The following is a 24944-nucleotide window of genomic DNA, read 5'->3' as shown; positions in this document are numbered from 1 at the left end:
ATGACAGCGACCGCCACGCAGCGGTCGCACGGTGAGGACCGGCCGACGGCGCGCAGACCGCCGCGGCGACACAGGGGGATGGATGGACACCCAGGCTCAAGCGCAGTCGGACCGGCAATCGGACCGGCAGGGGACGGTACACGCGGAGGGAGCGGCAGCCGTGGCGCTGGACCGGCCGTCGTCCGCGACGAGAGAGGACCAACGGACGCTCGACGATCCCGCGCCACCGCGCTGGTTGCTGGCGACGGCTGCGGTGGCCGCTGCCGCCTTCTTCCAGCTGATGCTGCTGCTGCCCTGCGCGGTGGTGATGGCCGTCCCGATCTTCTTCTATGGCGCCAACACGACGGTGCTGGTCTGGGGCGGCCTGGGCTTCCTGATCCTGGCCTGGCTGGTCCAGCCGGACTGGCGGAGTGCGCTGAAGACGCTCCCCCGCGACCAGGCGAGTGCGCTCTACGCGAAGGTGGACGCGCTGACCGATGCCCTGCAGGCGCCGCGTGTCCACGAGATCGCGCTGGACGACTCGATCAACGCCGGTGCGTTCGAGCGCCATCGGGGCCTGTCGCTGCGACCGACGCGGCGCGTGCTGGTGCTGGGCCTGCCCTTGCTGCGCCTGCTGGACACCGCCGCGGCCGAGGCCGTCATCGCGCATGAGCTGGGCCACTTCTCGCGGCGTCACGGCCGGCTCGGTCACTGGATCTATCGAACGCGCGCCGCCTGGATGAGCTGGGCGAGCGCCGAGGGCCTGGGCGGGCACGACGACGTCGAGAGCACCTCGCCGTGGGAGCGCGCGGGCCGCAACTTCGCGGCGATGTTCCTGCCGTGGTTCCGGCGCGCCAGCGAGGCCCATTCGCGCCGCTGCGAGTTCGAGGCCGACGCGCAGGCCGCCCGGCACGCCTCGCCGGCGGCCCTGGGCCGCGCGCTGTTGCTGATCGAGCGGGCATCGCAACGCCAGGAGGAATCGCTGGCGGCGATGGTGCGCGAGCGCTTGGCGCTGGACGCCGAGCCGCCGTCCGACTGGGTCGAATGGACACCGAGCCTGCTGGCGCAGTCGCCGGTGACCGAGGCCGAGCGCGAGGCGCTGCTGCGCCACCGTCAGCCGCGTGGCAGCCATCCGCCCCACGCGGCGCGGCTCGAGGCGCTGGGGTGCGATGCATCGCGCCTGGCGCTGACGCCCGCGGCCTTCGAAGATTGCGCCGCGGCGCGCTGGTTGAGCCCGGCGCAATGGCAGGCGCTATGCCGCGAGCACTCGCCGTGGGCCGGGGCATCGCAAAGGCTGCGCTGGGCGATGGGGCATGCGGCGCTGGCCGGCACGGATCCGGCGCAATGGCCGGTGGCCGCGATGGCGCCGCCGCGGCGCGACGAGGCCTCGCGGCGGCGTCGCCAGCGGCGGCTGTGGGCCGCGGGCGAGGCCCTGGAGCACGGGCGGGTGCGTCCACACACGCTGACGTCCTGGCAACGGGACGCGCTGGTGCAGGCGCTGACGGCGAATCCGCTGATCGGCCAGGCCTGGGCCTTCGACGCGACGCTGCCCGAGTCGGACGGCGGTGGCGCGATGCTGTGCCTGGTGATGCGTATCGACCCGGTGGGCCTGCGCGAACGTCACCTGACCGAGGACGACGTGCTGGATCAGGTCCAGTCGACGGCGGACCTGCTGTGGCCCGCGGGCATCGAGTGGGGCGCGCGCCTCAGCTACCTGACCGAGGGGCTGCCGCCGGAGTTGCAGGCGCGCGTCGACGCGACGCCGCGCCTGAAGGGCTGAGCGCTCGGACGCCCGGTCCGACGCCCAGCGCAGACGGCTCGCTCACCGGTCCAGCTCAGACGCCCAGATAAGCCGGCAGCTTCCCGTCCGCCGGCTTGACCGCCGCGAAGCGCGGCCAGCTTGGGCTGCAGCGTCACCGGCAGCGGCGCGAAGCCGATGCCGCGGGTCAGGACGTCGTTGCCTTCGGCGGCCTCGATGTCGCCGGGCCACTTCGGCTGCGAGCTGGCGCCGACCTCTTTCTAGTGAGCGCGTTCCTCGCACGCCGTGAGCGCGGCAACCTGAAGTGCAATTGGGCACGGTTCTCGGGTGAAGGCTCTAACTTGCGGGCAAATCCCGATGCGGACCTTCATGGCGCGCATGAGCGATTGCCATCTTTGCATGGCAGTTAAAGCTGAATTCATCGCGCCGCGCGAGCCGGAGGATTAAGCTTTGCGCCCCCCGGGCCCCTGTTACCGGGCGATTACGGCACCGGTTCGTCGCCGCGATCGCATGCCGGAAATGGCGCCGGGCCCCCTTCATCGCGACGGAGATTTGCATGACCGACAAGAACGACGGCCTCGGCCTGAGCCCCGCCGAAGCCGCCCTGCGCGAGGCGGCGCTGGACTATCACCGCACCCCGACGCGCGGCAAGATCGCCGTCACCCCGACCAAGCCGCTGGCCAACCAGCGCGACCTGTCGCTGGCCTACTCCCCGGGCGTCGCCTATCCCTGCCTCGACATCGAGAAGGACCCGACGCTGGCCGCCGAGTACACCTCGCGCGGCAACCTGGTCGGCGTGGTCACCAACGGCACCGCGGTGCTGGGCCTGGGCGACATCGGCCCGCTGGCCGCCAAGCCGGTGATGGAAGGCAAGGGCTGCCTGTTCAAGAAGTTCGCCGGCATCGACGTCTTCGACATCGAGCTGGCCGAGCGCGACCCCGACAAGCTGGTCGAGATCATCGCGGCGATGGAGCCCACGCTGGGCGGCGTGAACCTCGAGGACATCAAGGCGCCCGAGTGCTTCTACATCGAGAAGCAGCTCAGCGCGCGGATGAACATCCCCGTCTTCCACGACGACCAGCACGGCACCGCGATCATCTCCAGCGCCGCGCTGCTGAACGGGCTGGAACTGGTCGGCAAGGACATCGGCGCGGTGAAGGTCGCCGTGTCGGGCGCCGGCGCCGCCGCCATCGCCTGCCTGGACGTGATGGTCGGCCTGGGCGTGAAGCGCGAGAACGTCTTCGTCGTCGACTCCAAGGGCGTGGTCCAGAGCGAGCGCGCCGATGCCGCCAAGCTCGACGAGTCCAAGCGCCGCTATTGCCAGATCACTCCGGCTCGCACGCTGGCCGACGTGGTCAAGGACGCGGACGTGTTCCTGGGTTGCTCCGCCGCCGGCGTGCTGACCGGTGAGATGGTCAAGACCATGGCGCGCCAGCCCATCATCCTGGCGCTGGCCAACCCCGAGCCGGAGATCCGTCCCGAGCTCGCAAAGGAAGCGCGCCCGGACTGCATCGTCGCCACCGGCCGCTCGGACTATCCGAACCAGGTCAACAACGTCCTGTGCTTCCCCTACATCTTCCGCGGCGCGCTGGACTGCGGCGCGACCAAGATCACCGAGGCGATGAAGCTGGCCTGCGTGCGCGAGATCGCCGCGCTGGCCAAGGCCGAGACGCCGCCGGAAGTCGCCGCGGCCTATCCGGGCCAGGACCTGGCCTTCGGCCCGGACTACCTGATCCCCAAGCCCTTCGACAACCGGCTGATCCTGCGCATCGCGCCCGCGGTCGCAAAGGCGGCGGAGGACTCCGGCGTCGCGACGCGTCCGATCACCGACATGGCCGCGTACCGCGAGCAGCTCTCGCGTTTCGTCTACCAGACCGGCATGTTCATGCGCCCGGTCTTCGCCGAGGCCAAGGCCCATCCGGCCCGCGTGATCTACGCCGAGGGCGAGGACGAGCGCGTGCTGCGCGCGGTGCAGGTGGCGCTCGATGAAGGCCTGGCCAAGCCCACGCTGATCGGCCGCCCCGAGGTCATCGCGATGCGCCTGAAGCGCGCCGGCCTGCGGCTGAAGCTGGGCGAGGACGTGGCCGTCATCGACCCCGAGAACGACCACCGCTTCCGCCAGTACTGGGAGGCCTACCACCAGGCGATGGGCCGCAACGGCTTCACGCCGGAGATGGCCAAGTCGGCGGTGCGCCGCTCCAACACGACGATCGGCGCGCTCGCGATCCAGCTCGGCGACGCCGACGCGATGATCTGCGGCATGGTCGGCCGCTTCGACTCCCACCTGGAGCACATCCAGAACCTCATCGGCCTGAAGGCGAACGTCTCCAACTTCGCGACGATGAACGCGCTGATGCTGGAGCAGCGCACGCTGTTCATCGCCGACACCTTCGTCAACGAAGACCCCAGCGCCGAACAGCTCGCCGACATCGCCTGGCAGGCCGCCGAGGAACTGCAGCGCTTCGGCCTGCCGCCGAAGGTGGCCTTCCTCTCGCACTCGATGTTCGGCAGCAGCAAGCGGGCCTCGGCGGTCAAGATGCGCAAGGCGCGCGACCTCTTCGCGGCCGCCCATCCCGAGGTCGAATGCGACGGCGAGATGCATGGCGACGCGGCGTTGTCGGAGGACGTGCGCAACAACTTCCTGCCCGACTCGACGCTGTCCGGCTCCGCCAACCTGCTGGTGCTGCCGACGCTGGATGCCGCCAACATCCTCTTCAACGTGCTGAAGGTCGTGGGCGGGCAGGGCGTGACCGTGGGACCGATCCTGCTGGGCGCCCAGCGGCCGGTGCACATCCTCACGCCGTCGGCGACCGTGCGCCGCATCGTCAACATGACGGCGCTCGCCAGCGCGGACGTGAAGGCCTCGCAAGGCTGATCGGACGCTCCGGGAGTCGCGGCGTTGGAAACTTCGCCGTAACTCCCGGAAACTGTGCCGAGGCCCCGAGAGCCCCTCATAATCGGCGGCTGTAACTAAATTTCAGACAGAGACAAGTCATGTCCCGTGCCACCAAGATCGTCGCCACCCTCGGTCCCGCTTCTTCGTCGCCGGAGGTGCTGGAACAGATGATCCAGGCCGGCGTCGACGTGGTGCGGTTGAACTTCTCGCACGGCAAGGCGCAGGATCACATCGACCGGGCCCGCATGGTCCGCGAGGCCGCGGCCCGCGCCGGCAAGCAGGTGGCCATCATGGCCGACCTGCAGGGCCCCAAGATCCGCGTTGGCAAGTTCGAGAACGGCAAGATCGAACTGGTGAACGGCACGCCCTTCGTGCTGGACGCCGACCGCACCGAGCCCGGCAACGAGATGGTCGTGGGCCTGGACTACAAGGAACTGCCCCGTGACGTGAAGCCCGGCGACACGCTGCTGCTCAACGACGGCCTGCTGGTGCTGACGGTCGAGGCGGTGCGCGGCTCGCAGGTCCACACGATCGTGAAGCAGGGCGGTGAGCTGTCCAACAACAAGGGCATCAACAAGCAGGGCGGCGGCCTGACCGCCCCCGCGCTGACCGGCAAGGACATGGAGGACATCAAGACCGCGATGTCCTTCCAGTGCGAATACCTGGCGGTGAGCTTCCCCAAGAACGCCACCGACATGGAGATGGCCCGCCAGCTGGCCAACGTCGCCGGCGAGCCCTACCGCCACAAGCCGGGGATGATCGCCAAGATCGAGCGCTACGAGGCGATCCCCCACCTGGAGGCCATCCTCAAGGCCTCCGACGGCATCATGGTCGCCCGCGGCGACCTGGCCGTCGAAGTCGGCAACGCGGCGGTGCCCGCGCTGCAGAAGCGCATGATCAAGATGGCGCTGGAGCTCGACAAGGTCTGCATCACCGCGACGCAGATGATGGAGTCGATGATCGTGAACCCGGTGCCGACCCGTGCCGAGGTCTCCGACGTCGCCAACGCGGTGCTCGACGGCACCGACGCGGTGATGCTGAGCGCCGAGACCGCCGCGGGCCGCTTCCCGGTCGAGACCATCCAGCAGATGGCCGCGATCGCACGGGAGGCCGAGAACGCCGAGTTCGTGACGCTGGACACTGACTTCGCCAACCGCCAGTTCGGCCGCATCGACCAGTCGATCGCGATGGGCGCGCTGTTCACCGCGCATCACCTGGGCTGCAAGGCGATCGTCGCGCTGACCGAATCCGGCTCCACCGCGCTGTGGATGAGCCGCCACCGCATCCATGTGCCGATCTTCGCGCTGACCTCGCAGACGCTGACGCACCGCAAGATGGCGCTGTATCGCAACGTCACGCCGCTGCTGATGCCCAACTTCAGCGATCGCGACCAGGCGCTGCAGGCCGCCGAGGACCTGTTGATCGAGCGCGGCGTGCTGATGCCGGGCGACACCTACGCCATCACCTGCGGCGAGCCGATGGGCTACCCGGGCGGCACCAACATGCTGAAGGTCTGCCGGGTCGCCTGAACCCCGGTCCGTTCGCATGAAGCCGCTGCGCCGCCGTGAGTTGCTGATGGGCGTGACGGGCGGCGTGGGCCTGGCGACGGTCGCCGGCGGCGCGCTGGCCAAGCCCGACGCGGCCGCGGTCGGTGCGCCGGGGCCGATCCGGCTGGCCATCAGCGAACAGACGCACAAGCCCTTCATCCTGCCGCTGCTGCGGCTGATCGCCGAGGCAGCCGGCCTGCAGTGGCAACTGCAGCTGCTGCCCTGGCCGCGCGCGCTGCTGGGCGCGGAACTCGGCCAGCACCTGACCTTCGGGCTGTCGCGCAACCCGGCGCGGGACAAGGTCTTCGCCTACAGCCAGCCGGCCTTCGTCAGCCGCGGTTGGCTGGTGGTGCCCAAGGCGCGGCCGATCGCCTTCGAGCGGCTCGAGGACCTGCGCGGCCTGACGTTGTGCGTGTCGCGCGGTGCGACCTATGGCGCCGCCTTCGAGGACGCCCGCCGGCGGCTGTTCCGCGTCGAGCACGGCGGCAATGACCTCGAGGGCCGCGCGCGCATGCTGGTGGCGGGACGCTGCGATGCGATGCTCGCCACCCACCGCGGCAGCGCTGCCGCCCTGGAGCGGCGCCTGCGCCCGCTGCGGGATGGCGCCCAGCTGCAGGTGCTGCCCCGGCCGCTGGTGGAGGAGGGCATCCTGTTCGCCGCCGCCAAGGGCAGCGAGCCCGCCTCGCTGCTGCCACGGCTGGACGAGGCCATCCAGCGCAGCCGCGCCGCAATCCAGGCGCTGGTCGACAGCGATCTCTGACGGTCACCGGCCACGGGCCGGGCCTCAGGCGTTGCGCGCGGCCTGCACCAGCGCGGCGATGCGCGGCGTCATGTTCAGGGGCACGAGTTCCACGTCCTGGTGCGCCCGCGCGAAGACCCGGAACAGCTCGTCGGCAAAGGCATGGCCGACATCGGTGACGCCGGCGAAATCGACTTCCGCCCGCTTGAACTGCGGCAGGCGCGCCGCCACCCGACGCGCCTGCGCCCGCGAGTCCAGCATCTGCCCCGCGCCGACGACCAGGTTGAGCATCACCCGCGTCTGGTCGAAGGCAATGCCGCTGCCGTCCACGCTCCACTGCTCCAGCACCTGTTCCAGCGTGCGGGTGCTTTCCAGCGCCATGGCCATGTAGATCGAGCTGCCCTGGCGCGGCAGGCCCTTGCCGTCCTTCCACGCATTGCCTTCCCAGGCCCGGCGCTGGAAGGCCTTGCCGTTGGCGTGGATGTCGAACACGTCCGCCAGCTGCGAGCTGAAGAACAGCCCGCGTCCGGTGTGGGCCTGCGGCTGCGTCGTCAGCCGGCCTTTGCTCAGCTCCAGCATCGCGTGGCGGGCGTCGGTCAGTTCGTAGGTGTCGCAGATCTTGTCGAAGACGCCGCAGCCGTCGTCGGAGACCAGCAGCTGCGCGTGGGTCGGCGTCTGGCGCAGCGACACGGTGACGCTGGTGCCGCCGCTGTGGTCGATGGCGTTGTTCACCAGCTCGGTGAAGCCGTGCTGGACCATGCGCGCGACATGCCGCGGCAGCTGGAAGTGGGGTGCGAAGTCGCGTTGCCAGACCACGTCCTCCATCAGCCCGTGCAGCGTGTAGCTGCGCGCCACCTGCCGCAGCGCGCCCGGCCCGAAGACCGGCCGGCGCGTGGTGCCCGACCGGGTCAGCCACTGGGCGTCGACCAGCCGGCGCAGCGCCGCCAGCGTCGCGCGATGGCTGGCGCCGGTGCGTTCCTCGACGTAGGCGGGCAGGTCCAGCGAATGCTCGTTGGCGGCGGCGGTGATCCACAGCGTCAGCTGGTCGATCGCGAGACGGGTCATGAAGGTCCTGGCGGGCGCGACGCGTCGCGCGAAGGGAAGTCGCGGGCGATCCGCGCCGGTGGCGACCGGACAAGGCACGAGGCTTGCTCCCACCGGAGCCGGGCCGCCCGGGCAAGAGCCTACCGGCCGCTTCCGCCGCCGCGCAAGCGCATTCACCCCTGTCCGAGTGGGCGAGGCGGCCTGCCCGGGTTCCGGCGGGGCCGTCCCTCCGACGGGTGCTGGTATGGCACCAGTTCGGGGGGAGCCCCAGGTTGGTTACAGAGCCGGTCATGGGGGCTGGCTAGAATCCCGCCAAGTTACGGCGCGGTTACGGCATGGTGTTGGCGCCGGTCCGCGGCCCAAGGATTTTTCACTTCCTCGGAGAACTCTCATGGCACTCGTCTCGATGCGCCAGCTGCTGGACCACGCGGCCGAACAGGGCTACGGCATTCCAGCGTTCAACGTCAACAACCTGGAGCAGGTGCAGGCCGTGATGGCCGCGGCCGACGAGGTCGGCGCCCCGGTCATCCTGCAGGCCAGCGCCGGCGCCCGGAAATACGCCGGCGAACCCTTCATCAAGCACCTGATCCAGGCCGCGGTCGAGGCCTACCCGCACATCCCGCTGGTGATGCACCAGGACCACGGCACCAGCCCCAAGGTCTGCGAGGGCGCGATCAACCTGGGCTTCGGCTCGGTGATGATGGACGGCTCGCTGATGGACGACGGCAAGACGCCCGCCAGCTTCGACTACAACGTGGACGTGACCCGCCGCGTCGTCGAGATGGCGCACAAGGTCGGCGTCACCGTCGAGGGCGAACTGGGCTGCCTGGGCAACCTGGAAACCGGTGACGCGGGCGAGGAGGACGGCATCGGCGCCGCCGGCAAGCTGGACCACAGCCAGATGCTGACCGACCCCGAGGAAGCCGCGGTCTTCGTGAAGGCCACGCAGCTGGACGCGCTGGCCATCGCCATCGGCACCAGCCACGGCGCCTACAAGTTCTCGCGCAAGCCCACCGGCGACATCCTGGCGATCTCCCGCGTCAAGGAGATCCACAAGCGCATCCCCAACACCCACCTGGTGATGCACGGCTCGTCGAGCGTGCCGCAGGAGCTGCTGGCGATCATCAACCAGTACGGCGGCAAGATGAAGGAGACCTTCGGCGTGCCGGTCGAGGAGATCCAGGAAGCCATCAAGCACGGCGTGCGCAAGATCAACATCGACACCGACATCCGCCTGGCGATGACCGGCGCGGTGCGCAAGTTCCTGGCCGAGAACCCGGACAAGTTCGATGCCCGCGAATGGCTCAAGCCGGCGCGTGAGGCGGCCAAGCTGGTCTGCAAGGCGCGTTACCTGGAATTCGGCTGCGAAGGCCAGGCCTCGAAGATCAAGCCGCGTCCGCTGACCGAGGTGGCGGCCGCCTACGCGCGCGGCGAGCTGGCGCAAGTCGTCCAGTGATCGATCCGGACCGGCCTCGCGCCGGTCCTTTTCCGTCCGCTTGCCCATCCGGATGCCATGGCCCATCTCTTCACCTACGGCACGCTGATGTGGCCCGACATCATGGCCCGCGTCTGCGGGCCGGCCTGCGCGCCGCTGGCGACGCCGCAGGCTGCGACGCTGGCTGGCCATGCGCGCCGCCCGGTGCGCGGGCAGGACTACCCGGCGATGGTGCCGGCGGATGGGCATCAGGTCGTCGGCCGCCTCTACCTCGATCTGCCCGAGGCCGCCTGGGCGCGGCTCGACCTGTTCGAGGGCGACGAGTACGAGCGCCACGAGGTGCTGGTCACCCTGGCCGATGGCCGCTGGGAGCGGGCCTGGACTTACCTGCTCAAGCCGGGCCTGGCGGGGCGTCTCGACGCCGGTGACTGGGACGAGGCCGCCTTCGAGCGCGAAGGCAAGGCGCGTTTCGTGGCGCGCTACGTCGGGTTCGACGCGATCTGAAGCGGTCGGAAGCGACCGGCGCCGCGCCGGCGCGGCGTGAAGCGGATGGCGGGGGCGCTCCTGGAGCAGGGATTTCCCCTGCCGCCTCTAGAATCCCCTCTTTGCCGTTCCGTCCGACCGCACGCCCATGACCGCCGCCCTGCACACCTCGTCGATCACCTCCCTTCCCCTCCTCGCGCGCGGCAAGGTGCGCGAGAACTACGCGGTCGGCGAGGATCGCATCCTGATGATCGCCTCGGACCGCATCTCGGCCTTCGACGTCATCATGAGCGAGCCGATCCCGGGCAAGGGCGCGCTGCTGACCAAGATGGCGCTGTTCTGGTTCGACAAGCTCGACGGCATCGTCCCCAACCACCTGACCGGTGACGATCCGTTGTCCGTGGTGAGCGATGCGGAGAAGGACCAGGTGCGCGACCGCGCGATGCTGGTCAAGCGCCTGAAGCCGCTGCCGATCGAGGCGGTGGTGCGCGGTTACCTGGCCGGCAGTGGCTGGTCCGAGTACAAGGCCGGCGGCAAGGTCTGCGGCGTGGAACTGCCGGCGGGCCTTCAGAACGCCAGCAAGCTGCCGCAGCCGATCTTCACGCCCGCCACCAAGGCCGAGATGGGCGATCACGACGAGAACATCGACTTCGAGCGCTGCGCGCAGATCATCGGCCGCGAGCTGGCCGAGCAGGTCCGCGACATCGCCATCCGCCTCTATCAGCGCGCGGCGGACTATGCGCTGACCAAGGGCATCATCATCGCGGACACCAAGTTCGAGTTCGGCCTCGATGCCGACGGCACGCTGACGCTGATGGACGAGGTGCTGACGCCCGATTCCTCGCGCTACTGGCCGGCCGAGAGCTACGCGGTCGGCAGCAATCCGCCGAGCTATGACAAGCAGTTCCTGCGCGACTGGCTGGAGCAGGCCACGGTCGACGGCCAGCCCTGGGGCAAGGTTGCGCCGGCGCCGACGCTGCCTGCGGACGTGATCGCCAACACGGCGGCGAAGTACCAGGAAGCGCTGGACCGCCTGACGCGCTGAGGCCGGCATGCAAGACGCCTCGCCCGACGCGACGCCTTCCCCGGCGATCAAGTCGCGTCTGCTCAAGCAGCTCGAGAAGGAGATCGCCGCCGCCGCGTCGCCGATGGCCTCCGCCGGTGCGCGGGCCAAGCGCGCGATGCTGCTGGCGCGGCACGGCGCGGTGGGCGAGGCCCGCGAGGCGCTGACCGCGCTGCACCAACTCTCTTTCCAGCATCCGCATCCGGAGATCGGCGCCTGGCTGCACATGGCCGAAGGCCTGATGAGCTACTACAACGGCTTCGTCGCGCAGCAGGCCTGGGACCGCATCCAGCGCGCGCAGGCGATCGCCGGCAGCGCGCCCGCGCTGGTCGAGGTGCGCGTGCTGGCCGCGGCCTGGCTGGCGCAACTGGCCTTCATCCGGCACGACCCGGCCGCGCTGGTCGAGCACGCGCGGCGCTGCCTCGACGAAGCGCGACCCGACCACCACGTCGCGCTGGCGCGCGTGGCGATGGCGATGGGCGTGGGCTGGCACTACGCCGGCGATGTCGAGTCCGCGCAGCGCTGGTACATCCGCGCGCGGCACCATGCCGCGGTGGAGGGCGACGATGCGTCGCTGTCGGCGCTGATGTTCAACATGGCGGGGATGCGCGCGTCGCAGCTGCGGCGCGAGAGCCTGTGGGCCCATGCGGCCCGCGGGCCCGAGCTGCTGTTGACCGTCGACTCGATGCATCACTTCGACGAGGCCGTCGGCGCGCAGATGATGGGCGAGCTCAGGCCGGTGCTGCGCGCGCAGGTGCTGACGATGCAGGGCGGCTTCGACGAGGCGCGCCAGCTCTACGAGGAGCACCTGCCGCAGGCGATGTCGCTCGGGCTGGAGCGGCTGGGCAGCAGCCTGCTGTCGGACCTGGCCTGGTGCCGGGCCAACCTCGGCCAGCACGAGCATGCGCTGCATCAGGCGCGCGAGGCCGAGATCGAGCTCGATCCCGATTGCGAGCTCGACGACCGGGCGATCACCCACAGCCGGCTGGCGCAGACCTTCCGCCTGCTGGGCGAGATCGCCGACGCCGACCGTCACCAGGCGCTGGCCGACGAGGCCTGGCAGCAGTTCGCCGACCAGCAGCGCCAGTGGCGCGATCTGCTGGGGGCCAGCGGGCTCACGCCTTGAGGGCCAGGCGCTTCGCGACGAAGCGCCAGATCATCGCCGTCGCGTCCGGCCCGGCCGGGTCGCTGAAGGGCTCCTTCGCGGCGCCGCCGCTCCACGCATGCGCCAGGCCGTCGATCTCGACGAGCGTGGCCGCGACCGCGCGGCCGCGCTTGAAGTCGACCACCGTCATCGGCCAGCGACGACCGCGCTGCACGACGCGCGCGGGCGCCGCCTTGGCGCCTGCCGCCTCGGCCCATTGCCGCGCCGCCTCGTAGGCATTCGACGCACCGACCACGCGATCCCGCGTGCCGTGGATCACCAGCAGCGGTGGCCAGGCGCCGGTCGCATTCGACGTGGACGTCGATGCCGATGCCGATGCCGATGTCGATGTCGAGGGCAGTGCCGAGCCGCGCATCGCGCGCAGGGCATTCGTCGCCGACGTGGCCATGCCCGGCGGGACGCCGGAATGCATCGCGACGGCCTTGAAGCGCGAGGGGTGCATCGTCGCGAGCAGCGCGGCCATGCCCGCGCCCGCGGAGAGTCCGACCAGGGCGACGCGTTCGCGGTCGGCGCCGTGGAGCAGGCAGACTTGATCGACGGCGGCGAGGATCAGCGCGGCCTCCGCCTGCGCGCGACCGGACTCGGTGTCGAACCAGTTCCAGCAGCGCTGCGGGTTGGCCAGGCGGCTCTGTTCCGGATAAAGCACCAGGAAGCCCTCGCGCGCGGCGAGCCGGTTCATCCGCGTGCTGCGCGCGAAGCCGGCGGGATCCTGCCCGCAGCCGTGCAGCATCACCACCAGCGGCAGGCGCTCGCCCACCGCAACCCCCGACGGACGGAAGAGCCGGAATCGACGCATGCCCGCGCGGCCCGAGGCGATCCCGGCAACCCAGTCGCCGAGTCCGGGCGAGGGATGCGCCGGCGTCTTGCGCATCCCGTGCACCAAGTCGGGCCTCAGATCGGAGGAACCGGTGCGCCTGGCTTGGTGCGCCGCGTCGCGGGCGCTGCGCAAGACCTGGCCCGTGACGGCGCTCAGGCCCTTGCGCCAGGCCCGGCGCAAGGAGGCGGCAGCGGACGGACGTTTCGGCATCACGCCAGCCTAACGGCTTTTGATGGCAGGCGTACGACCGCGTGTCCATCGTGTATTTGACGCGTGAAGGACACCGACGAGGGGGCAGACGACGAACCTCCCTCCGCACACCGATTGCCGCGACTCGCGGCATGATCGCCACCATGTCCCCGACGCCCTGGTCGCTCTCCGACCTCCAGCTGTCCCGCATCGACACCAAGCTCGTGCGCGAGCACGACGCGCTGTTCCTGCTCGTGTGCAGCGCCTCCTTCATCGAGAGCGGCAGCGACACCTACACCCGCAACCTGATCGAGCGTTTCGACGATGACCCCGAGGTCGCCGCCTGGCTGCGCGACCACTGGGAGCCGGAGGAGCTGCAGCATGGCGCCGCGCTGCGGGCCTATGTGGAGGCGGTGTGGCCGGGCTTCGACTGGGCGAGCGCCTACGCCGCCTTCTTCGAGGAGTATTCGCGGCTGTGCACGATGGACCAACTGGAGCCGACGCGCGGCCAGGAGATGGTGGCGCGCTGCATCGTCGAGATGGGAACGACGACGTATTACCAGGCGCTGCACGAGGCCTGCGACGAGCCGGTGCTGCGCGACCTGTTCTGGCGCATCCGCTGCGACGAGGTGCGGCATTACAAGCATTTCCTGTCCTACTTCATGAAATACCGCGGGATCGAGGGCCTGCATCGCGGCCGCGTGCTCACCGCGCTGGTGCGGCGCGCGCTCGAGCTGCGCAAGGAGGACGCGTCGATCGCGCTGCGGCACGCGGTGAACGGGCGCCTGCGCAGCGGCGCGCCGGATGGCGGCCCGGCGCCGATCGCGCAGGCCGATGCGCTCGCGCGCGAGGCGATCGCACTGGTCGGCGCGCACCTGCCGATGGACCTCGCGGTGCGCATGACGCTCAAGCCGCTGATGCTGGGACCGGCGCTGCAGCGCGCGGTGGAGCGGCCGCTCGCCGCGCTCGGGCGGCGCGTGCTGCTGACCTGAGGCGGCGTCGCGTCGCGCGATTCAGATCTCCGAATCCCACGGCCGCGAGAGCCGCATCGCGCCATTGATGATCCCCACCATCGAGTAGGTCTGCGGGAAGTTGCCCCACAGCTCGCCGGTGACCGGATGGGTGTCCTCGGACAGCAGGCCGAGGTGGTTGCGCGAGGCGAGCAGCGCTTCGAAGAGCTCGCGCGCCTGGCCGTAGCGGCCGATGCGGGCGAGGGCGTCGATGCGCCAGAACGCGCAGATGTTGAACGAGGTCTCGGGCTTGCCGAAATCGTCGGGCGCCTCGTAGCGGCGCATGTAGGGACCATCGCACAGCGTGGCCTCGAGCGCATCGACGGTCTTCACGAAGCGCGGATCGCGCGGGTCGATGAAGCCCACCTCCGTCATCAGCAGCACGCTGGCGTCCAGGTCCTTGCCGCCGAAGCTCTCGACGAAGGCCTGTCGGTGCTCGCTCCAGGCGTGGTCCAGGATCTTGCGCTTGATCAGGTCGGCCCGCTCCTGCCAGAGCGCCACGCGCTGCGGCAGGCCGAGCACCCGCGCGATCTTGGCCAGGCGATCGCAGGCGGCCCAGTTCATCAGCACCGACGAGGTGTGGACCCGGGCGCGCGTGCGCAGCTCCCACATGCTGGCGTCGGGCTTGTCGTGGATCGCGAAAGCCTGCTCGCCGGCGCGCTCCAGCAGCGCGAACTCGTCGATGCCGGCGCGCTGGTGCAGCCGGTGATCGAAGAAGGCCTGCGCCGAGCCCAGCACGATGTTGCCGTAGACGTCGTGCTGGAAGTGCTCGAAGGCCTGGTTGCCCGCGCGCACCGGGCCCATGCCGCGGTAGCCGCGCAGGTGCGGCACCAGGTACTCGGTGAGCTTGGCCTCCAGTCCGATGCCGTAGAGCGGCTGCACGTGGCCGTCCTGGGACTGGCCGATGATGTTGCGCATCCAGCGCAGGTAGTCCTCCATCGTGCCGGTCTCGGACAGGCTGTTGAGCGCGCGAACGACGAAGAAGGCATCGCGCAGCCAGCAGTAGCGGTAGTCCCAGTTGCGCTGCGTGTGGGGCGCCTCCGGCACGCTGGTCGTCATCGCGGCGACGATGGCGCCGGTCTCCTCGTAGAGGCACATCTTGAGCGTGATCGCCGCGCGGATCACCGCTTCCTGCCACTCCAGCGGGATGGCCAGGCGGCGCGTCCAGTCGCGCCAGTAGCTGATGGTCTTTTCCTCGAGCAGCCGCGCGGTGTCCTCGACGGCGCGGTCCAGCGTCTCGTCGGGGCCGAAGATGAAGCTCATCGGCATGTCCAGCGCGAAGGCGGTCTCTTCCTGGACGTAGGTGAGCGGCGCGTTGGTGGTCAGGCGGATGGTGCCTTCCGGGCCGACGAAGCGCAGGTGGTTGCTGCCGCGCGTGCGCGCCGGATGCGCCGAGCCCCACTGGATGACCGGCCGCAGGACGACGCGGATGCGCGGATGGCCCTGCAGCGGCCGCATCCGGCGCACCAGCATCATCGGCCGGTAGGGTCGGTCGTTGAGGAAGAAGCGCGGCATGAAATCGGTGATCTCGATCGCATTGCCGTGGGAGTCGTACAGCCGGGTGCGCAGGACCGCGGTGCCATGGTCGTAGGACTGCTCGCTGCGGGCGAAGTCCTCGAGCACGACCTGAAAGGTGCCGTCCAGGCCGATGCCGTCGGGCGAGTCGATCAGCGCGTGGAACACCGGATCGCCGTCGAAGCGTGGCGCGCAGCACCACACGACGCGGGCGCGGTCGTCGATCAGCGCGCTGACGGCGCAATTGCCGACGAGACCGAGTTTGAGCGAGGCGGCGTCCATCGAGTCCTCCTTCTTCGTCGTTCTGGCGATGTTGCTCGGGACGGGGTCAGGGCTCAAGGCAAAACCCGTTCCCGAGGCGGGGTGCTCGCGGGGGCGAACCGCTTCGCTGCGATGGGACGAGATGGCAACAGAATGTGGGTCTGCCCACTGCACCGCTTTGCCGCTCCATATGACCGCATCGGACCTGCGCGCCCACGCGCTCGATCAACTGAACCGCTACCTGGAGGTGCATCCGCAGGAGCGTGAGGCGAGTCGCACGCGATCCGCGCCAACCCCGCGAAGGGCGAGGGCGACCATGTCCACCACGACTTCATCTATCTTTTCGCGGCCGATTCCACGCAGCCGGTGCAGCCGGTGCAGCCGGAATTGGCGGAAGTGAAGGGCGTGCTCTGGATGCCGCGGGCGGATTTCGCCGCGCTGCCGAGCGCGCGCTTTGCGCGCATGAGCGAGAAGCTGCTGGCTTTGGCACCGGCCCGGACTCCGGCGGACCTGGCGCCGTCAAGCTGAACTCCAGGCGCCCGTCCGTGGCCGACGGCGGGTGCGAATCGCAACGGGTAGCCGTCTGTCCACGCGCTTGCGGGGCGACGCCAACGCCGCCGACTAGTCGTCGATCCAGCGCAGCGCCGCCTCGGCGATGGTGAGCCGGACTTCGCCGCCGGGCGCGAGGTCGGGGTCCTCATGCCGGCGCCACAGCGTCAGCCCCTGGCCGCCCGGGCCTTCGAGCTCGCAGGTGACACGCTGCTGCCCCGGGTAACTCGCGCGCACGGACGCGCGCAAGTGCAGCCCATCGCGGCGCGGATCCTCGGGATGGGCATTGGTCGCTTCCGACAACATGAGCGCGTCCACCGGCGCGATCCAGTGGCCGCTGTCGCGCCGCCAGGCGCCATCGAGCGTCCGCGCGTCCAGGCGGTTGAACAGGCCGAGGAAGTCGGCGACGCGCCGGTTGGCCGGCGCGCGGCGCAGCTCGCGCGGCGATGCGCATTGCGCGATGACGCCGTCGACCATGACCGCGACGCGGTCGGCGATCTCGAACGCCTCCTCGCGGTCGTGGGTCACGATCACGCAACTCTGGCCGAGCGCCCGCTGCAGCTGCCGGAACTGCCTCCGCAGCGGCAGGCGGAAATGCTCGTCGAGCGCGGAGAAGGGCTCGTCCATCAGCAGCAGCATGGGCTGCGTCGCCAGCGCCCGCGCCAGGGCCACGCGTTGCCGCTGGCCGCCCGACAGGGCCGGCGGCAGCCGGTCGGCGAGCGCCTGGAGCTCGACCAGCGCCAGCAGTTCCTCGGCGCGGGCATCGGCCACCGCGGGCTCCTCGCCCCGCGCGAGCGGACCGAAGCGGATGTTCTCGCGCACCGTCAGGTTGGGGAACAGCGCGTAATGCTGGAAGACCATGCCGATGTCGCGTTGCTGCGGCGGCAGCGACTGTACCTGCTGCCCGCTCATCGTGAGCGTGCCGGCATCGAGTCGCTGCAGCCCGGCGATCGCGCGCAGCAGCGTCGTCTTGCCGCAGCCCGAGGCGCCCAGCAGCGCGACCACCTCGCCGCGCGCCAGCGACAGATCGATGCCGCGCAGCACCGGCCGGCCGCCCAGGGCCAGGCGCGCATCACGAATGGAAAGTTGGGGCATCAGGTCCATCGGCGAGAGAGTCTTGAAATGGCCACCACGACCGCGCCGACGCCGGCGAAGGTCATCACCATCAGCGCCGCGGCCTGATGACCGTCGGCATTGCGCAGGCTGTTCATCAGGGGCTGCAGCAGTTCCAGCTGACCGCCCAGCAGCAGGTTGGCGATCGCGAATTCCATCGCGGCCGTCACCCAGGCCAGCAGGAAGGCGGCCAGCAGCGCGGGCGCCAGCATCGGCAGCAGCACGCGGCGCAGCGTGTGGCCGTCGCTGGCGCCGAGCGTGCGGCCGGCCTCGATCAGCGCTGCGGCGTGGAGCTGCGCGAGCGCCGATTGCAAGGTCTTGTGCACCAGCGGAAACAGCGTTGGCGCCACGACCGCGACGTACACCAGCGGCAGTGGCAGCCAGCCGCCCCATTGACCGACGAACAGTTCCAGCGCGCTGATCGCGATCACCACCGGCGTGATCGCGAAGGGCAGCAGCGCGAGCAGGTCCAGCAGCTGCGTCAGCCGGGCCGTGCGCGCGGCGCCGTCGACGGCGTCGAGCTTGTCGAGTTGCGCGGCGATGGCCGTCGGGATCGTCGCCATCGCGCCGCAGACCAGGGCGAGCGCGGCGCTGGCCAGCGCGAGCACCGCGGTCCGCAGCAGCGCGGCCTGCACGCGAGGGTCGAGAGCCGCCTCGGCCATCCAGCGCAGCGTGGGCCCCTCCGGCCACCAGTGACGATCCCAGCGCGTGCTCGCGCCGTAGAGCAGCAGCGCGAGGATCGGCATCAGCACCACGACGAGCAGCGCCGCGAGTGCGAGGCCCGGGAAGGTCGGGCGAAGCGATCGCAGCCGTGAGCGTGAGGGCACGCGGTCCGGCGAGTGCCCTGGTCTCGCGGCGCTCATGCCGATCCTCCGGACACGGCTGGGCGTGAGGGATCGCCGGGCGCGCGGCGCAGGTGGGCGGCGATGCCGCGCGTGAGCCCGATCACGACGGCCAGCATCGCGAAGAGCAGCAGCGCGAGCAGCGCGGACAACTCCGGCTGCGCGAAGATGTCGCCGCTGACCAGCGCGGCGATGCGCACCGCCAGCACATGCGCCGCCGTGCCGCTGAGCGCGAAGGGCGTGGCGAAGGCCGCGGCCGCGTTGGCGAAGAGCAGGCCGAAGACCTCGACCAGGCTGGGCAGCAGCAGCGGCAGGCCGACCCGCCGCCAGTACATCGCCGGGCTGGCGCCCAAGGTGGCGGCTGCGTCGGCCAATGTCGCGTCGAGCATCCGCACCGGCGCGACGAGCAGCAGGGCCGCCAGCGGTGCCTGGAAGCAGACGTAGGCGAGCAGCAGCCCGCCCAGTCCCTGCAGGTCGATCCAGGGCGACAGCCCCAGCGCCTGCAACGAGCCGGTCACCACGCCCTGCGCGCCGAAGAGCAGCAGCAAGGCCACCGACAGCGGCACGCCCGAGAAGTTGGAGCCCAGGCTGGCCAGCAGCGTCACGGGGCGCTCCAGCCGCGGCAGGCGCAGCAGCGCGATCGCCGCGCCCGTGCCGATGACCAAACCGATCAACGCAGATGCGCTGCTCAGCCACCAGGTGTTCCAGGCGGCCTCGAGGTAATAGCTGTCGGCGGTCAGCTCGCCGAGGGCGCAGCCGTCGCCGCGGCCCAGGCAGGCACCGAGCACCGACACCGCGCGCCAGCCGAAGGGCAGGACCAGCGCCAGGCCGGTGAGCAGCAGCAAGGGCCAGGCGCAACGCCAGGCGCTGCCCGCGTTCAGCGTCATGCGGCGGGGTCCTCGCGATGCGCGCGGCCGTCGCGGCCGCCCAGGCCGAGCCGCTCGAGGATCCAGCCGGCGACCTCGGTCTGCCGCTCGGGCAGCGGGAGGTCGGCCGCGCCGTCATGCGGCGCCCAGACCAGCGGCACCTCGCGCTCGACAGGCAGCGGGCCGCCATGCATGCGGTCCGCGTGCATGCCGTGGTCGCTGGTCAGCAGCAGATCGAAACCCGCCGCGTGCCAGCGCGGCAGCAACTGTGCCAGCAGCATGTCGAGCTTGCGCGCGCTCATCGAATACTGCGTGGATTCGCCGCCATGCAGATGGCCCGCGAGGTCCGGACCCATCGGATGGATGAACAGCAGGGACGGCCCCTCCGGCGGCAGATGGGCGCGGCGCAGCGCCTCGGCGTCGGCCAGCAGGTGGCTGTCGGGGTAGTCGTCCTCCCAGTACCAGCGCGCGGCGGCGATGCCGCAGCCCGCGGGCACCGCGTCGCGATGGCGCAGCGGGTCGAAGACCTCGCCGGCCAGCAGCTCGTAGAACCAGTGGTAGGCGGCCACGGCCGCCGGCACCTCATGCGCGTCCAGCGAATGGAACAGGTGGCGCGCCAGCCGCTGACCCGCTTGACCATTGCCCAGGATGCCGTGCGTCAGCGGCGTCTCGCCGTTGATCACCGTCGCGTAGAGCGGGCGCGAGAGGCTGGGCAACTCACTGCGCAGCGAGCGCCATTGCGCGCGGCCCGCTTCGTTCAGCGCCTGCAGATAACCCATGTAGTCGCGCGCCGTGTCGGCGCGCAGGCCGTCGGCCAGCAGCACGACCAGCCGCCGTGAAGCGGCAGTGGGCACGCGGGCCCCGACCGGCTTGCTCATCGCGCCGCTCCCAGCACCTCGCGCTGCCACGCGCGCGGCAGCTTCTTCACTTCCTCGGTCCACACCGCCGGCTTGAGCGCGCGCGCGTTCGCGTACTGGGCCTCCGGCACCAGCAGCGCCTTGAGGTCCGGCGCCAGCTTCAGATGCGCGACGCGGATCGGCCGCGCATGGCCGCGCGCCAGGTTCATCTGCCCGGCGTCGCTGAAGATGTACTCGCGCGCCAGCATCGCGGCGTTCGGATGCGGTGCCCAGCGGTTGATGATCGTCGTGTAGCCGCTGGTCACCGAGCCGTCCGAGGGGATCAGCACCTCGTAGTCCGCCGCGTTGGGCAGCTTGGCGCGGTAGGACAGCGCGTTGAAATCCCAGAGCAGGAAGACGTCGGCCTCGGCGCGCTCCATCAGCGCCGGCGTGGCGTTGGTGCCGATCAGGCGTCGGTCCTTGGCCAGCTGCGCGAAGGCGGCTAGCGCCGGCTGCAGGCGTGTCTCGTCCCCGCCCAGCGCCACCGCCGCCGCCAGCACCGCCGCGTTGGACTGCGCCGCGCGGCCGACCTCGCCGATCATCACGCGCGCCTTCGACGCGAACAGCGCCTGCCAGCTGCGCGGCACGTCCTTGAGCCGCCGGCGGTTCACCGCGAACGCGATCGTGCCGGTGTAGGCCAGCGCCCAGTGGCCTTCGGGATCCTTGGCCCAGTCCGGCACCTGCGCCCAGGTCGTCGGCTGGTAGGCCTGCGTGAGGCCACGCGCCTTCGCGATCGCGCCGAACTCGAAGCCCACGTCGCCAATGTCGGCGCTCGCGTTGCCTTTCTCGGCCTCGATCTTGGCGATCTCCTCGGCGCTGCTCATGTCGGTGTCGACATGGGCCAGCGCGTAGAGCCGCTGCAGATCGGCCCAGGTGGCGCGCCAGTTGGCCCAGTCGTCGGGCATGCCCAGGCTGTGAACGCGGCCCTCCTTGCGCGCCGCGGTCATCAGCGCGTCGAGCGCCGGCGTCGCCGGCATGCCGCCCTGGGCCAGGGCGTCCAGGGCAAAAGGCCCGCACAGGGCGGGCAGGGTCCGGAGCAGGGCGCGTCGGGACAGGGTCATGCGGTCTTCTCCTTGGCGTGGCGACGCAGGTCCGACAGCAGCAGGTCCTTCGTCACCTTGGCCTTTCCATTCACGTCGCACAGCGCGAGGCGAAGTCGCAGATCATCCTCTCCTTCGGTGACGGGCTCGATGTCCACGATGCCGAAGTTCACTTCCGCCATCACCGCCGAGCGGCGGTTGCGGTTGGGCGTGGGAATGTCCCAGACCTCGGTCAGGCCGCTCGAGGTCGCGTCCCACAGCGGGTAGCCGCCTTCGACCTCGACGCTGGACAGCTCCGCGTAATGCATGTCGCCGCTGAGGAACACCACGCCCTGGGCGCCGGTCGTGCGGATCAGCTCGATGAGACGCGCCCGCTCGCGCGGGAAGTTGGCCCAGCATTCCCAGCCGCTGCCCTCGGCCGCGAACTGCACGCTGGACCCGATCAGCCGCACGTCCGCCGGCACGCGCAGCTGCGCTTGCAGCCATTGCCATTGCGCCTCCCCGAGGATGGTCGCCTCCGGCCGCGGATCGGGCACGTACCAGCCCGTCATCGGCTGGCCGCTGAGCTTGGCCCGCAACACCATCGCGGCGTAGCTCGATTTCAGCGCTGGATCCGCCGTCAGCATCGTGCGGTTGAAGCGCAGGTCCGGCAGGATCACCTGGATGCGGCGGCCGAAGGCCTCGAACACCTGGCTCGTGTAGACGCCGTCCGCGCGGCGGCGCGGCGAGTCCGCCGGCTCGCCCCAGGCATCGCAGAACAGCTGCTGCGACAGCTGCTTGAGCGGGTAATCCGCGCCCTCGTCGTCATCGCCGAAGTCGTGGTCGTCCCAGATCGCCAGATGCGGCGTCGCGCGGCGGAAGGCCTGCAGCGGCTCCACCGCCATGAACTCGGCATAGCGCTGGCGCAGCGTGGCCTCGTCGCGCGCATCGGCATACAGGTTGTCGCCGAGGAACAGGAAGAGATCCGGCTTGGCCGCACCGATGGCGCGCCAGATCGGCTGCGGCTTGGACTGCTTCGCGCAGGAGCCGAACGCGACACGGAAGCGCCGCGCCGCGGCCGTGCCGGCCGGGACGTCCGCGGAGGACGGTCCCTCCGCGGCCGGCGCCGCGCAGCCCGCCAGCGGAACCGCCAGCGGCGTGGCCAGCGATCCCGCCAGGAGCAGCTGGCGGCGCGTCAGCGCGGGCTCGCGTCTCTCTCGGCCGCGCTGGCGGTCGTTCGTGCGGTCGCTCGTGCGGTCGCTCGTGCGGTCGTTCTCGCGGTCGGCCATGGCGTCAGAACTTGCCGGTCAGCGTGACGTAGAACTGACGCGGCGCGCCCGGCAGCAGCGTGGCGTAGGTGCCGTCCTTGTCGCTGTTGGTGAAGCCGTTGGAGCCGATCGTCGAGATGTAGTGCTTGTCGAACAGGTTGCTCACGCTGGCCTGCAGGCTCAGCTCGCGCAGCATCGACACGTTCTTCATCTTGTAGCCGGCGCTGACGTTGACCAGCGTGCGGTCCGGCACCGAGGCGTCGTTGGTGTACGAGTAGTAGCGCTTGGACATGTAGTCCACGCCGATGCTGCCGAACAGCGCGCCGTCGTCGTAGCCGAGCTGCGACTTGACCATGGTGTCGGGCGCGTCGGTCACGCGCTTGCCGCGGATCGCCACCGGCGTGCCGCCGCTGACGACGTCGTCGCGGTAGGTCGACTTGGACAGGCTCACGCTGTTGTACCAGGTGAGCGTCGGCGCCAGGCGGAAGGACAGCGCGCCTTCCACCCCGGTGGCGCGCACGTCGCCGACATTGGACAGCACCACCGGATTGCCCTGGATGCCGGAGCCGCTCTGCACGCTCAGCAGTCGGTCCTTGAAGTTGACGAGATAGGCGCTGACCGAGCCCTCGTAGCCGCGGCCGCTGGTGCGCCAGCCCGCCTCGATGGTGTCGGAGGTCTCGGGCTTGAGGCTGCCCTTGATCGCGTCGAAGCCGACGGCGTTGGTCGCGAACGGCGAGGTGCCGGTGGCCGCGCCCTGATACGCGCGCATGTTGCGGGCGATGGTGCCGTAGAGCTCGTTGCTGGCCGACAGGCGGTAGTTGATGCCCAGCTGCGGCAGGAAGTTCTTCTGCGCGGTGATCGAGCCCGAGGGCATGTCGTTGCCGACCTCGCGGTTGCCGTCGATCTTGACCTTGAGCGACTTGAAGCCGGCGCCCACGGTCAGGTCCTTGGTCACCGACCAGGTGTCGGACAGGGAGAACTGCGTGGTCTTGGTGTTGAACGCGTACTGCCACTGCGTGGCCATCGGGTTGCTGGGGAACTGGTAGATGCTGGGCAGCGCGTTCGGGCGCACCGCGTAGAAGCGGCGCGCCTGGTCGAAGTCGTTGTCCTCGAACCAGACGCCGACCTTGAGCAGGTGCTCGCCCAGCTCGACCTCGGCGTTGGAGACCACGCCCCAGCGGTGGATGCCGTACTCGGTGGTGCGCTCGGCGATCGGCGAGCCGGTGCCCGGGATGTCGTTGCCCTGTGAATCCTTCAGCGCCGGCGTCGCGGTGTACGGCGTGAACCACAGGCCCATGCCCTTGTTGTGGTGGTAGTACGCGGTGGTCTTCCAGGTCGCGTTCGTGGCCAGGCGCAGGTCGGCGGTCGCGCCGGCCAGCTCGTCGTTGCGCAGGCCCGCGCCGGCGTAGTACTGGTCATCGCAGGCGGCGACGTAGTTGCTCGGCTGGCACAGCGTGTTGGCGGCGTTCACCGCGGCCGCGAAGTCCGGATAGAAGTTGTCCAGCGTGTCGCCGCGGCGCTTGATCAGGTCCAGCGACAGGTCCTGATAGTCGACCTCGCGGCGGCGCGAGGTGTTGGCGAAGGCCGACAGGCGGCTGTCGCCCACGGTCTTGACCCACTTGAAGTTCCACTGCTCCAGCTTCTGCTGGCCGGCACCCTTCCACTTGTCGGCCTCCTGGTTCGTGTAGCTCAAGTAGACCTGGCCCAGCGAGGACGCGCCGCTGTCCACGCGCAGGAAGGTGCGGGTGGCCGAGTCGCTGCCCAGCGTCTGCGAGGCTCGGAAACCGAACTGGCCGGTCGGGTCGTTCGAATAGAACTGCAGCGTGCCGCCCAGGTTGCTCGAGGACGCCGCCTCCAGCGCGCCCGCGCCCTGCGACAGCGAGGCGCGGCCGACGTTCTCGCTCGAGATCGCGCGGCTGATGTGCAGGCCGTTGAAGTTGCCGTAGGACATGTCGCCCAGCGGCACGTCGTCGAGCGTGAAGCCGAGCTGGTTCTGCGAGAAGCCGCGCACGGTGAAGCGCGTGGACCACTCGTAGTTGCCCAGGCCGTCGGCGGCCTGGAAGTTCACGCCCGGCAGGCGCGCGACCGTCGCCAGCGGGCTGGTGCCGGCCGGCGCGTTGTCGAATTCCGCCTGGCTCAGGCTCTGCACTGAACGCAGCTGGCCGCGGCCGACGGAGACCGTGACGCGCTCCAGTTCGGCGCGGTCGGCGGCATCGGAGGACGGGGCGGTCGATTGGGCGGAGACGGGAAGGGCGTAGGCCAGGCTCAGCGCGAGGGCCAGGGCGCAAGGCATCGGGTGCTTCATGGGTGGACTCGGTGCGGTGAAGGGGTCGGTTTGAGGATCGAACGCCCCGCACTGTCACAACCGTCCACGACAAGACAACGACGAACACGAGAAACCACAGCTCTGCCCGCTCTCGCCGCTGTAAATCCACAACATCACAAATGAATCCTCAAACTGTCACGACATTGAGGCTCGGGTCTGGATG

The 24944-nt window shown here is 70.3% G+C and carries 21 protein-coding genes; 11 read left to right on the top strand and 10 right to left on the bottom strand.

Annotated elements, in window-relative coordinates; all coding sequences use genetic code 11:
* The first annotated feature begins 82 nt into the window (after positions 1–82).
* From FHT37_RS16435 to FHT37_RS16415, 5 genes are all read left to right on the top strand, one after another.
* The gene (locus FHT37_RS16435) at positions 83–1759 is read left to right on the top strand and encodes a M48 family metallopeptidase (protein ID WP_183482925.1); all 1677 of its coding nucleotides are present in this window, start codon (positions 83–85) and stop codon (positions 1757–1759) included.
* 95 nt (positions 1760–1854) lie between these two features.
* Positions 1855–2148, top strand: coding sequence for a hypothetical protein (locus FHT37_RS16430; protein WP_183482923.1), 294 nt, complete (start codon positions 1855–1857; stop codon positions 2146–2148).
* Between the two features lie 146 nt (positions 2149–2294).
* Positions 2295–4613, top strand: coding sequence for an NADP-dependent malic enzyme (locus FHT37_RS16425; RefSeq protein ID WP_091727937.1), 2319 nt, complete (start codon positions 2295–2297; stop codon positions 4611–4613).
* A gap of 119 nt (positions 4614–4732) precedes the next feature.
* A complete protein-coding gene (gene pyk / locus FHT37_RS16420; protein ID WP_091727933.1) occupies positions 4733–6163 on the top strand; it encodes a pyruvate kinase in 1431 nt (476 codons plus the stop codon).
* 16 nt (positions 6164–6179) lie between these two features.
* Positions 6180–6941 carry an ABC transporter substrate-binding protein gene (locus FHT37_RS16415; protein ID WP_183482921.1) on the top strand — a complete coding sequence of 254 codons (762 nt, stop codon included), beginning with the start codon at positions 6180–6182 and terminating at the stop codon, positions 6939–6941.
* A gap of 24 nt (positions 6942–6965) precedes the next feature.
* Here the strand turns inward: FHT37_RS16415 and FHT37_RS16410 are convergent, their stop codons facing one another.
* A complete protein-coding gene (locus tag FHT37_RS16410) occupies positions 6966–7985 on the bottom strand; it encodes an STAS-like domain-containing protein (RefSeq protein ID WP_091727924.1) in 1020 nt (339 codons plus the stop codon).
* A 370-nt stretch (positions 7986–8355) separates the two neighbouring features.
* Here FHT37_RS16410 and fba point away from each other — a divergent pair, with 370 nt between their 5' ends.
* The 4 genes from fba to FHT37_RS16390 all read left to right on the top strand — a co-directional run bounded on the left by fba (position 8356) and on the right by FHT37_RS16390 (position 12071).
* On the top strand, positions 8356–9420 hold the full coding sequence (gene fba / locus FHT37_RS16405) for a class II fructose-bisphosphate aldolase (protein WP_091727920.1): 1065 nt from the start codon (positions 8356–8358) through the stop codon (positions 9418–9420).
* A 57-nt stretch (positions 9421–9477) separates the two neighbouring features.
* The gene (locus FHT37_RS16400) at positions 9478–9903 is read left to right on the top strand and encodes a gamma-glutamylcyclotransferase family protein (protein ID WP_147242287.1); all 426 of its coding nucleotides are present in this window, start codon (positions 9478–9480) and stop codon (positions 9901–9903) included.
* Positions 9904–10030: 127 nt separating this feature from the next.
* Positions 10031–10927, top strand: a complete 897-nt coding sequence (locus tag FHT37_RS16395; RefSeq protein ID WP_183482919.1) for a phosphoribosylaminoimidazolesuccinocarboxamide synthase — start codon at positions 10031–10033, stop codon at positions 10925–10927.
* Between the two features lie 7 nt (positions 10928–10934).
* Positions 10935–12071, top strand: coding sequence for a hypothetical protein (locus tag FHT37_RS16390; protein WP_091727907.1), 1137 nt, complete (start codon positions 10935–10937; stop codon positions 12069–12071).
* Here the strand turns inward: FHT37_RS16390 and FHT37_RS16385 are convergent.
* The gene (locus FHT37_RS16385; RefSeq protein WP_255489710.1) at positions 12061–12981 is read right to left on the bottom strand and encodes a PHB depolymerase family esterase; all 921 of its coding nucleotides are present in this window, start codon (positions 12979–12981) and stop codon (positions 12061–12063) included. The two genes, FHT37_RS16390 and FHT37_RS16385, sit on opposite strands and share 11 nt — an antisense overlap.
* A gap of 299 nt (positions 12982–13280) precedes the next feature.
* Between FHT37_RS16385 and FHT37_RS16380 the strand changes: the two genes are divergently transcribed.
* Positions 13281–14108, top strand: a complete 828-nt coding sequence (locus tag FHT37_RS16380) for a ferritin-like domain-containing protein (protein ID WP_183482915.1) — start codon at positions 13281–13283, stop codon at positions 14106–14108.
* 21 nt (positions 14109–14129) lie between these two features.
* On the opposite strand, the gene FHT37_RS16375 is transcribed toward FHT37_RS16380, so the two are convergent.
* Positions 14130–15923: a glycoside hydrolase family 15 protein gene (locus tag FHT37_RS16375; RefSeq protein WP_183482913.1), complete on the bottom strand. Its 1794-nt coding sequence runs from the start codon at positions 15921–15923 to the stop codon at positions 14130–14132.
* A 345-nt stretch (positions 15924–16268) separates the two neighbouring features.
* On the opposite strand from FHT37_RS16375, the gene FHT37_RS16370 reads away from it, so the two are divergent.
* Positions 16269–16430: a hypothetical protein gene (locus FHT37_RS16370; RefSeq protein ID WP_183482911.1), complete on the top strand. Its 162-nt coding sequence runs from the start codon at positions 16269–16271 to the stop codon at positions 16428–16430.
* A 93-nt stretch (positions 16431–16523) separates the two neighbouring features.
* Here the strand turns inward: FHT37_RS16370 and FHT37_RS16365 are convergent, their stop codons facing one another.
* Genes FHT37_RS16365 through FHT37_RS16335 form a run of 7 tightly spaced genes read right to left on the bottom strand, consistent with a single transcriptional unit; the run spans position 16524 to position 24760 of the window.
* Entirely contained in the window at positions 16524–17546 is a 1023-nt protein-coding gene (locus FHT37_RS16365; RefSeq protein ID WP_183482909.1) for an ABC transporter ATP-binding protein, read from the bottom strand.
* Positions 17546–18427: an ABC transporter permease subunit gene (locus FHT37_RS16360; RefSeq protein ID WP_183482907.1), complete on the bottom strand. Its 882-nt coding sequence runs from the start codon at positions 18425–18427 to the stop codon at positions 17546–17548. The genes FHT37_RS16365 and FHT37_RS16360 overlap by 1 nt, the downstream gene beginning before the upstream one ends.
* Positions 18424–19293: an ABC transporter permease gene (locus FHT37_RS16355; RefSeq protein ID WP_183482905.1), complete on the bottom strand. Its 870-nt coding sequence runs from the start codon at positions 19291–19293 to the stop codon at positions 18424–18426. The genes FHT37_RS16360 and FHT37_RS16355 overlap by 4 nt, the downstream gene beginning before the upstream one ends.
* On the bottom strand, positions 19290–20150 hold the full coding sequence (locus FHT37_RS16350) for an alkaline phosphatase family protein (protein ID WP_183482903.1): 861 nt from the start codon (positions 20148–20150) through the stop codon (positions 19290–19292). The genes FHT37_RS16355 and FHT37_RS16350 overlap by 4 nt, the downstream gene beginning before the upstream one ends.
* Positions 20147–21229: an ABC transporter substrate-binding protein gene (locus FHT37_RS16345; RefSeq protein WP_255489708.1), complete on the bottom strand. Its 1083-nt coding sequence runs from the start codon at positions 21227–21229 to the stop codon at positions 20147–20149. Before FHT37_RS16345 ends, FHT37_RS16350 begins: the two co-directional genes overlap by 4 nt.
* Positions 21226–22476 carry an alkaline phosphatase D family protein gene (locus FHT37_RS16340; RefSeq protein WP_183482901.1) on the bottom strand — a complete coding sequence of 417 codons (1251 nt, stop codon included), beginning with the start codon at positions 22474–22476 and terminating at the stop codon, positions 21226–21228. Before FHT37_RS16340 ends, FHT37_RS16345 begins: the two co-directional genes overlap by 4 nt.
* Positions 22477–22480: 4 nt before the next feature.
* Complete coding sequence (locus FHT37_RS16335; RefSeq protein ID WP_183482899.1) at positions 22481–24760, bottom strand: TonB-dependent receptor; 2280 nt, start codon at positions 24758–24760, stop codon at positions 22481–22483.
* Positions 24761–24944 lie beyond the last annotated feature (184 nt).

It is taken from the genome of Mitsuaria sp. BK037 (assembly GCF_014193045.1).
GTDB lineage: Bacteria > Pseudomonadota > Gammaproteobacteria > Burkholderiales > Burkholderiaceae_C > Roseateles.
The sequence above is the reverse complement of the archived record's forward strand: the minus strand, read 5'-3'. Positions and strand labels throughout refer to the sequence as shown.

Bases quoted from the DNA above. Each gene is read 5' to 3' on its own strand.
- FHT37_RS16355 (WP_183482905.1), bottom strand. From the start codon at position 19,293: ATGACGCTGAACGCGGGCAGCGCCTGGCGTTGCGCCTGGCCCTTGCTG.
- pyk (WP_091727933.1), top strand. From the start codon at position 4,733: ATGTCCCGTGCCACCAAGATCGTCGCCACCCTCGGTCCCGCTTCTTCG.
- fba (WP_091727920.1), top strand. From the start codon at position 8,356: ATGGCACTCGTCTCGATGCGCCAGCTGCTGGACCACGCGGCCGAACAG.
- FHT37_RS16380 (WP_183482915.1), top strand. From the start codon at position 13,281: ATGTCCCCGACGCCCTGGTCGCTCTCCGACCTCCAGCTGTCCCGCATC.
- FHT37_RS16390 (WP_091727907.1), top strand. From the start codon at position 10,935: ATGCAAGACGCCTCGCCCGACGCGACGCCTTCCCCGGCGATCAAGTCG.
- FHT37_RS16360 (WP_183482907.1), bottom strand. From the start codon at position 18,427: ATGAGCGCCGCGAGACCAGGGCACTCGCCGGACCGCGTGCCCTCACGC.
- FHT37_RS16350 (WP_183482903.1), bottom strand. From the start codon at position 20,150: ATGAGCAAGCCGGTCGGGGCCCGCGTGCCCACTGCCGCTTCACGGCGG.
- FHT37_RS16365 (WP_183482909.1), bottom strand. From the start codon at position 17,546: ATGCCCCAACTTTCCATTCGTGATGCGCGCCTGGCCCTGGGCGGCCGG.
- FHT37_RS16345 (WP_255489708.1), bottom strand. From the start codon at position 21,229: ATGACCCTGTCCCGACGCGCCCTGCTCCGGACCCTGCCCGCCCTGTGC.
- FHT37_RS16385 (WP_255489710.1), bottom strand. From the start codon at position 12,981: ATGCGCAAGACGCCGGCGCATCCCTCGCCCGGACTCGGCGACTGGGTT.
- FHT37_RS16425 (WP_091727937.1), top strand. From the start codon at position 2,295: ATGACCGACAAGAACGACGGCCTCGGCCTGAGCCCCGCCGAAGCCGCC.
- FHT37_RS16340 (WP_183482901.1), bottom strand. From the start codon at position 22,476: ATGGCCGACCGCGAGAACGACCGCACGAGCGACCGCACGAGCGACCGC.
- FHT37_RS16335 (WP_183482899.1), bottom strand. From the start codon at position 24,760: ATGAAGCACCCGATGCCTTGCGCCCTGGCCCTCGCGCTGAGCCTGGCC.
- FHT37_RS16435 (WP_183482925.1), top strand. From the start codon at position 83: ATGGACACCCAGGCTCAAGCGCAGTCGGACCGGCAATCGGACCGGCAG.
- FHT37_RS16410 (WP_091727924.1), bottom strand. From the start codon at position 7,985: ATGACCCGTCTCGCGATCGACCAGCTGACGCTGTGGATCACCGCCGCC.
- FHT37_RS16395 (WP_183482919.1), top strand. From the start codon at position 10,031: ATGACCGCCGCCCTGCACACCTCGTCGATCACCTCCCTTCCCCTCCTC.
- FHT37_RS16415 (WP_183482921.1), top strand. From the start codon at position 6,180: ATGAAGCCGCTGCGCCGCCGTGAGTTGCTGATGGGCGTGACGGGCGGC.
- FHT37_RS16375 (WP_183482913.1), bottom strand. From the start codon at position 15,923: ATGGACGCCGCCTCGCTCAAACTCGGTCTCGTCGGCAATTGCGCCGTC.
- FHT37_RS16400 (WP_147242287.1), top strand. From the start codon at position 9,478: ATGGCCCATCTCTTCACCTACGGCACGCTGATGTGGCCCGACATCATG.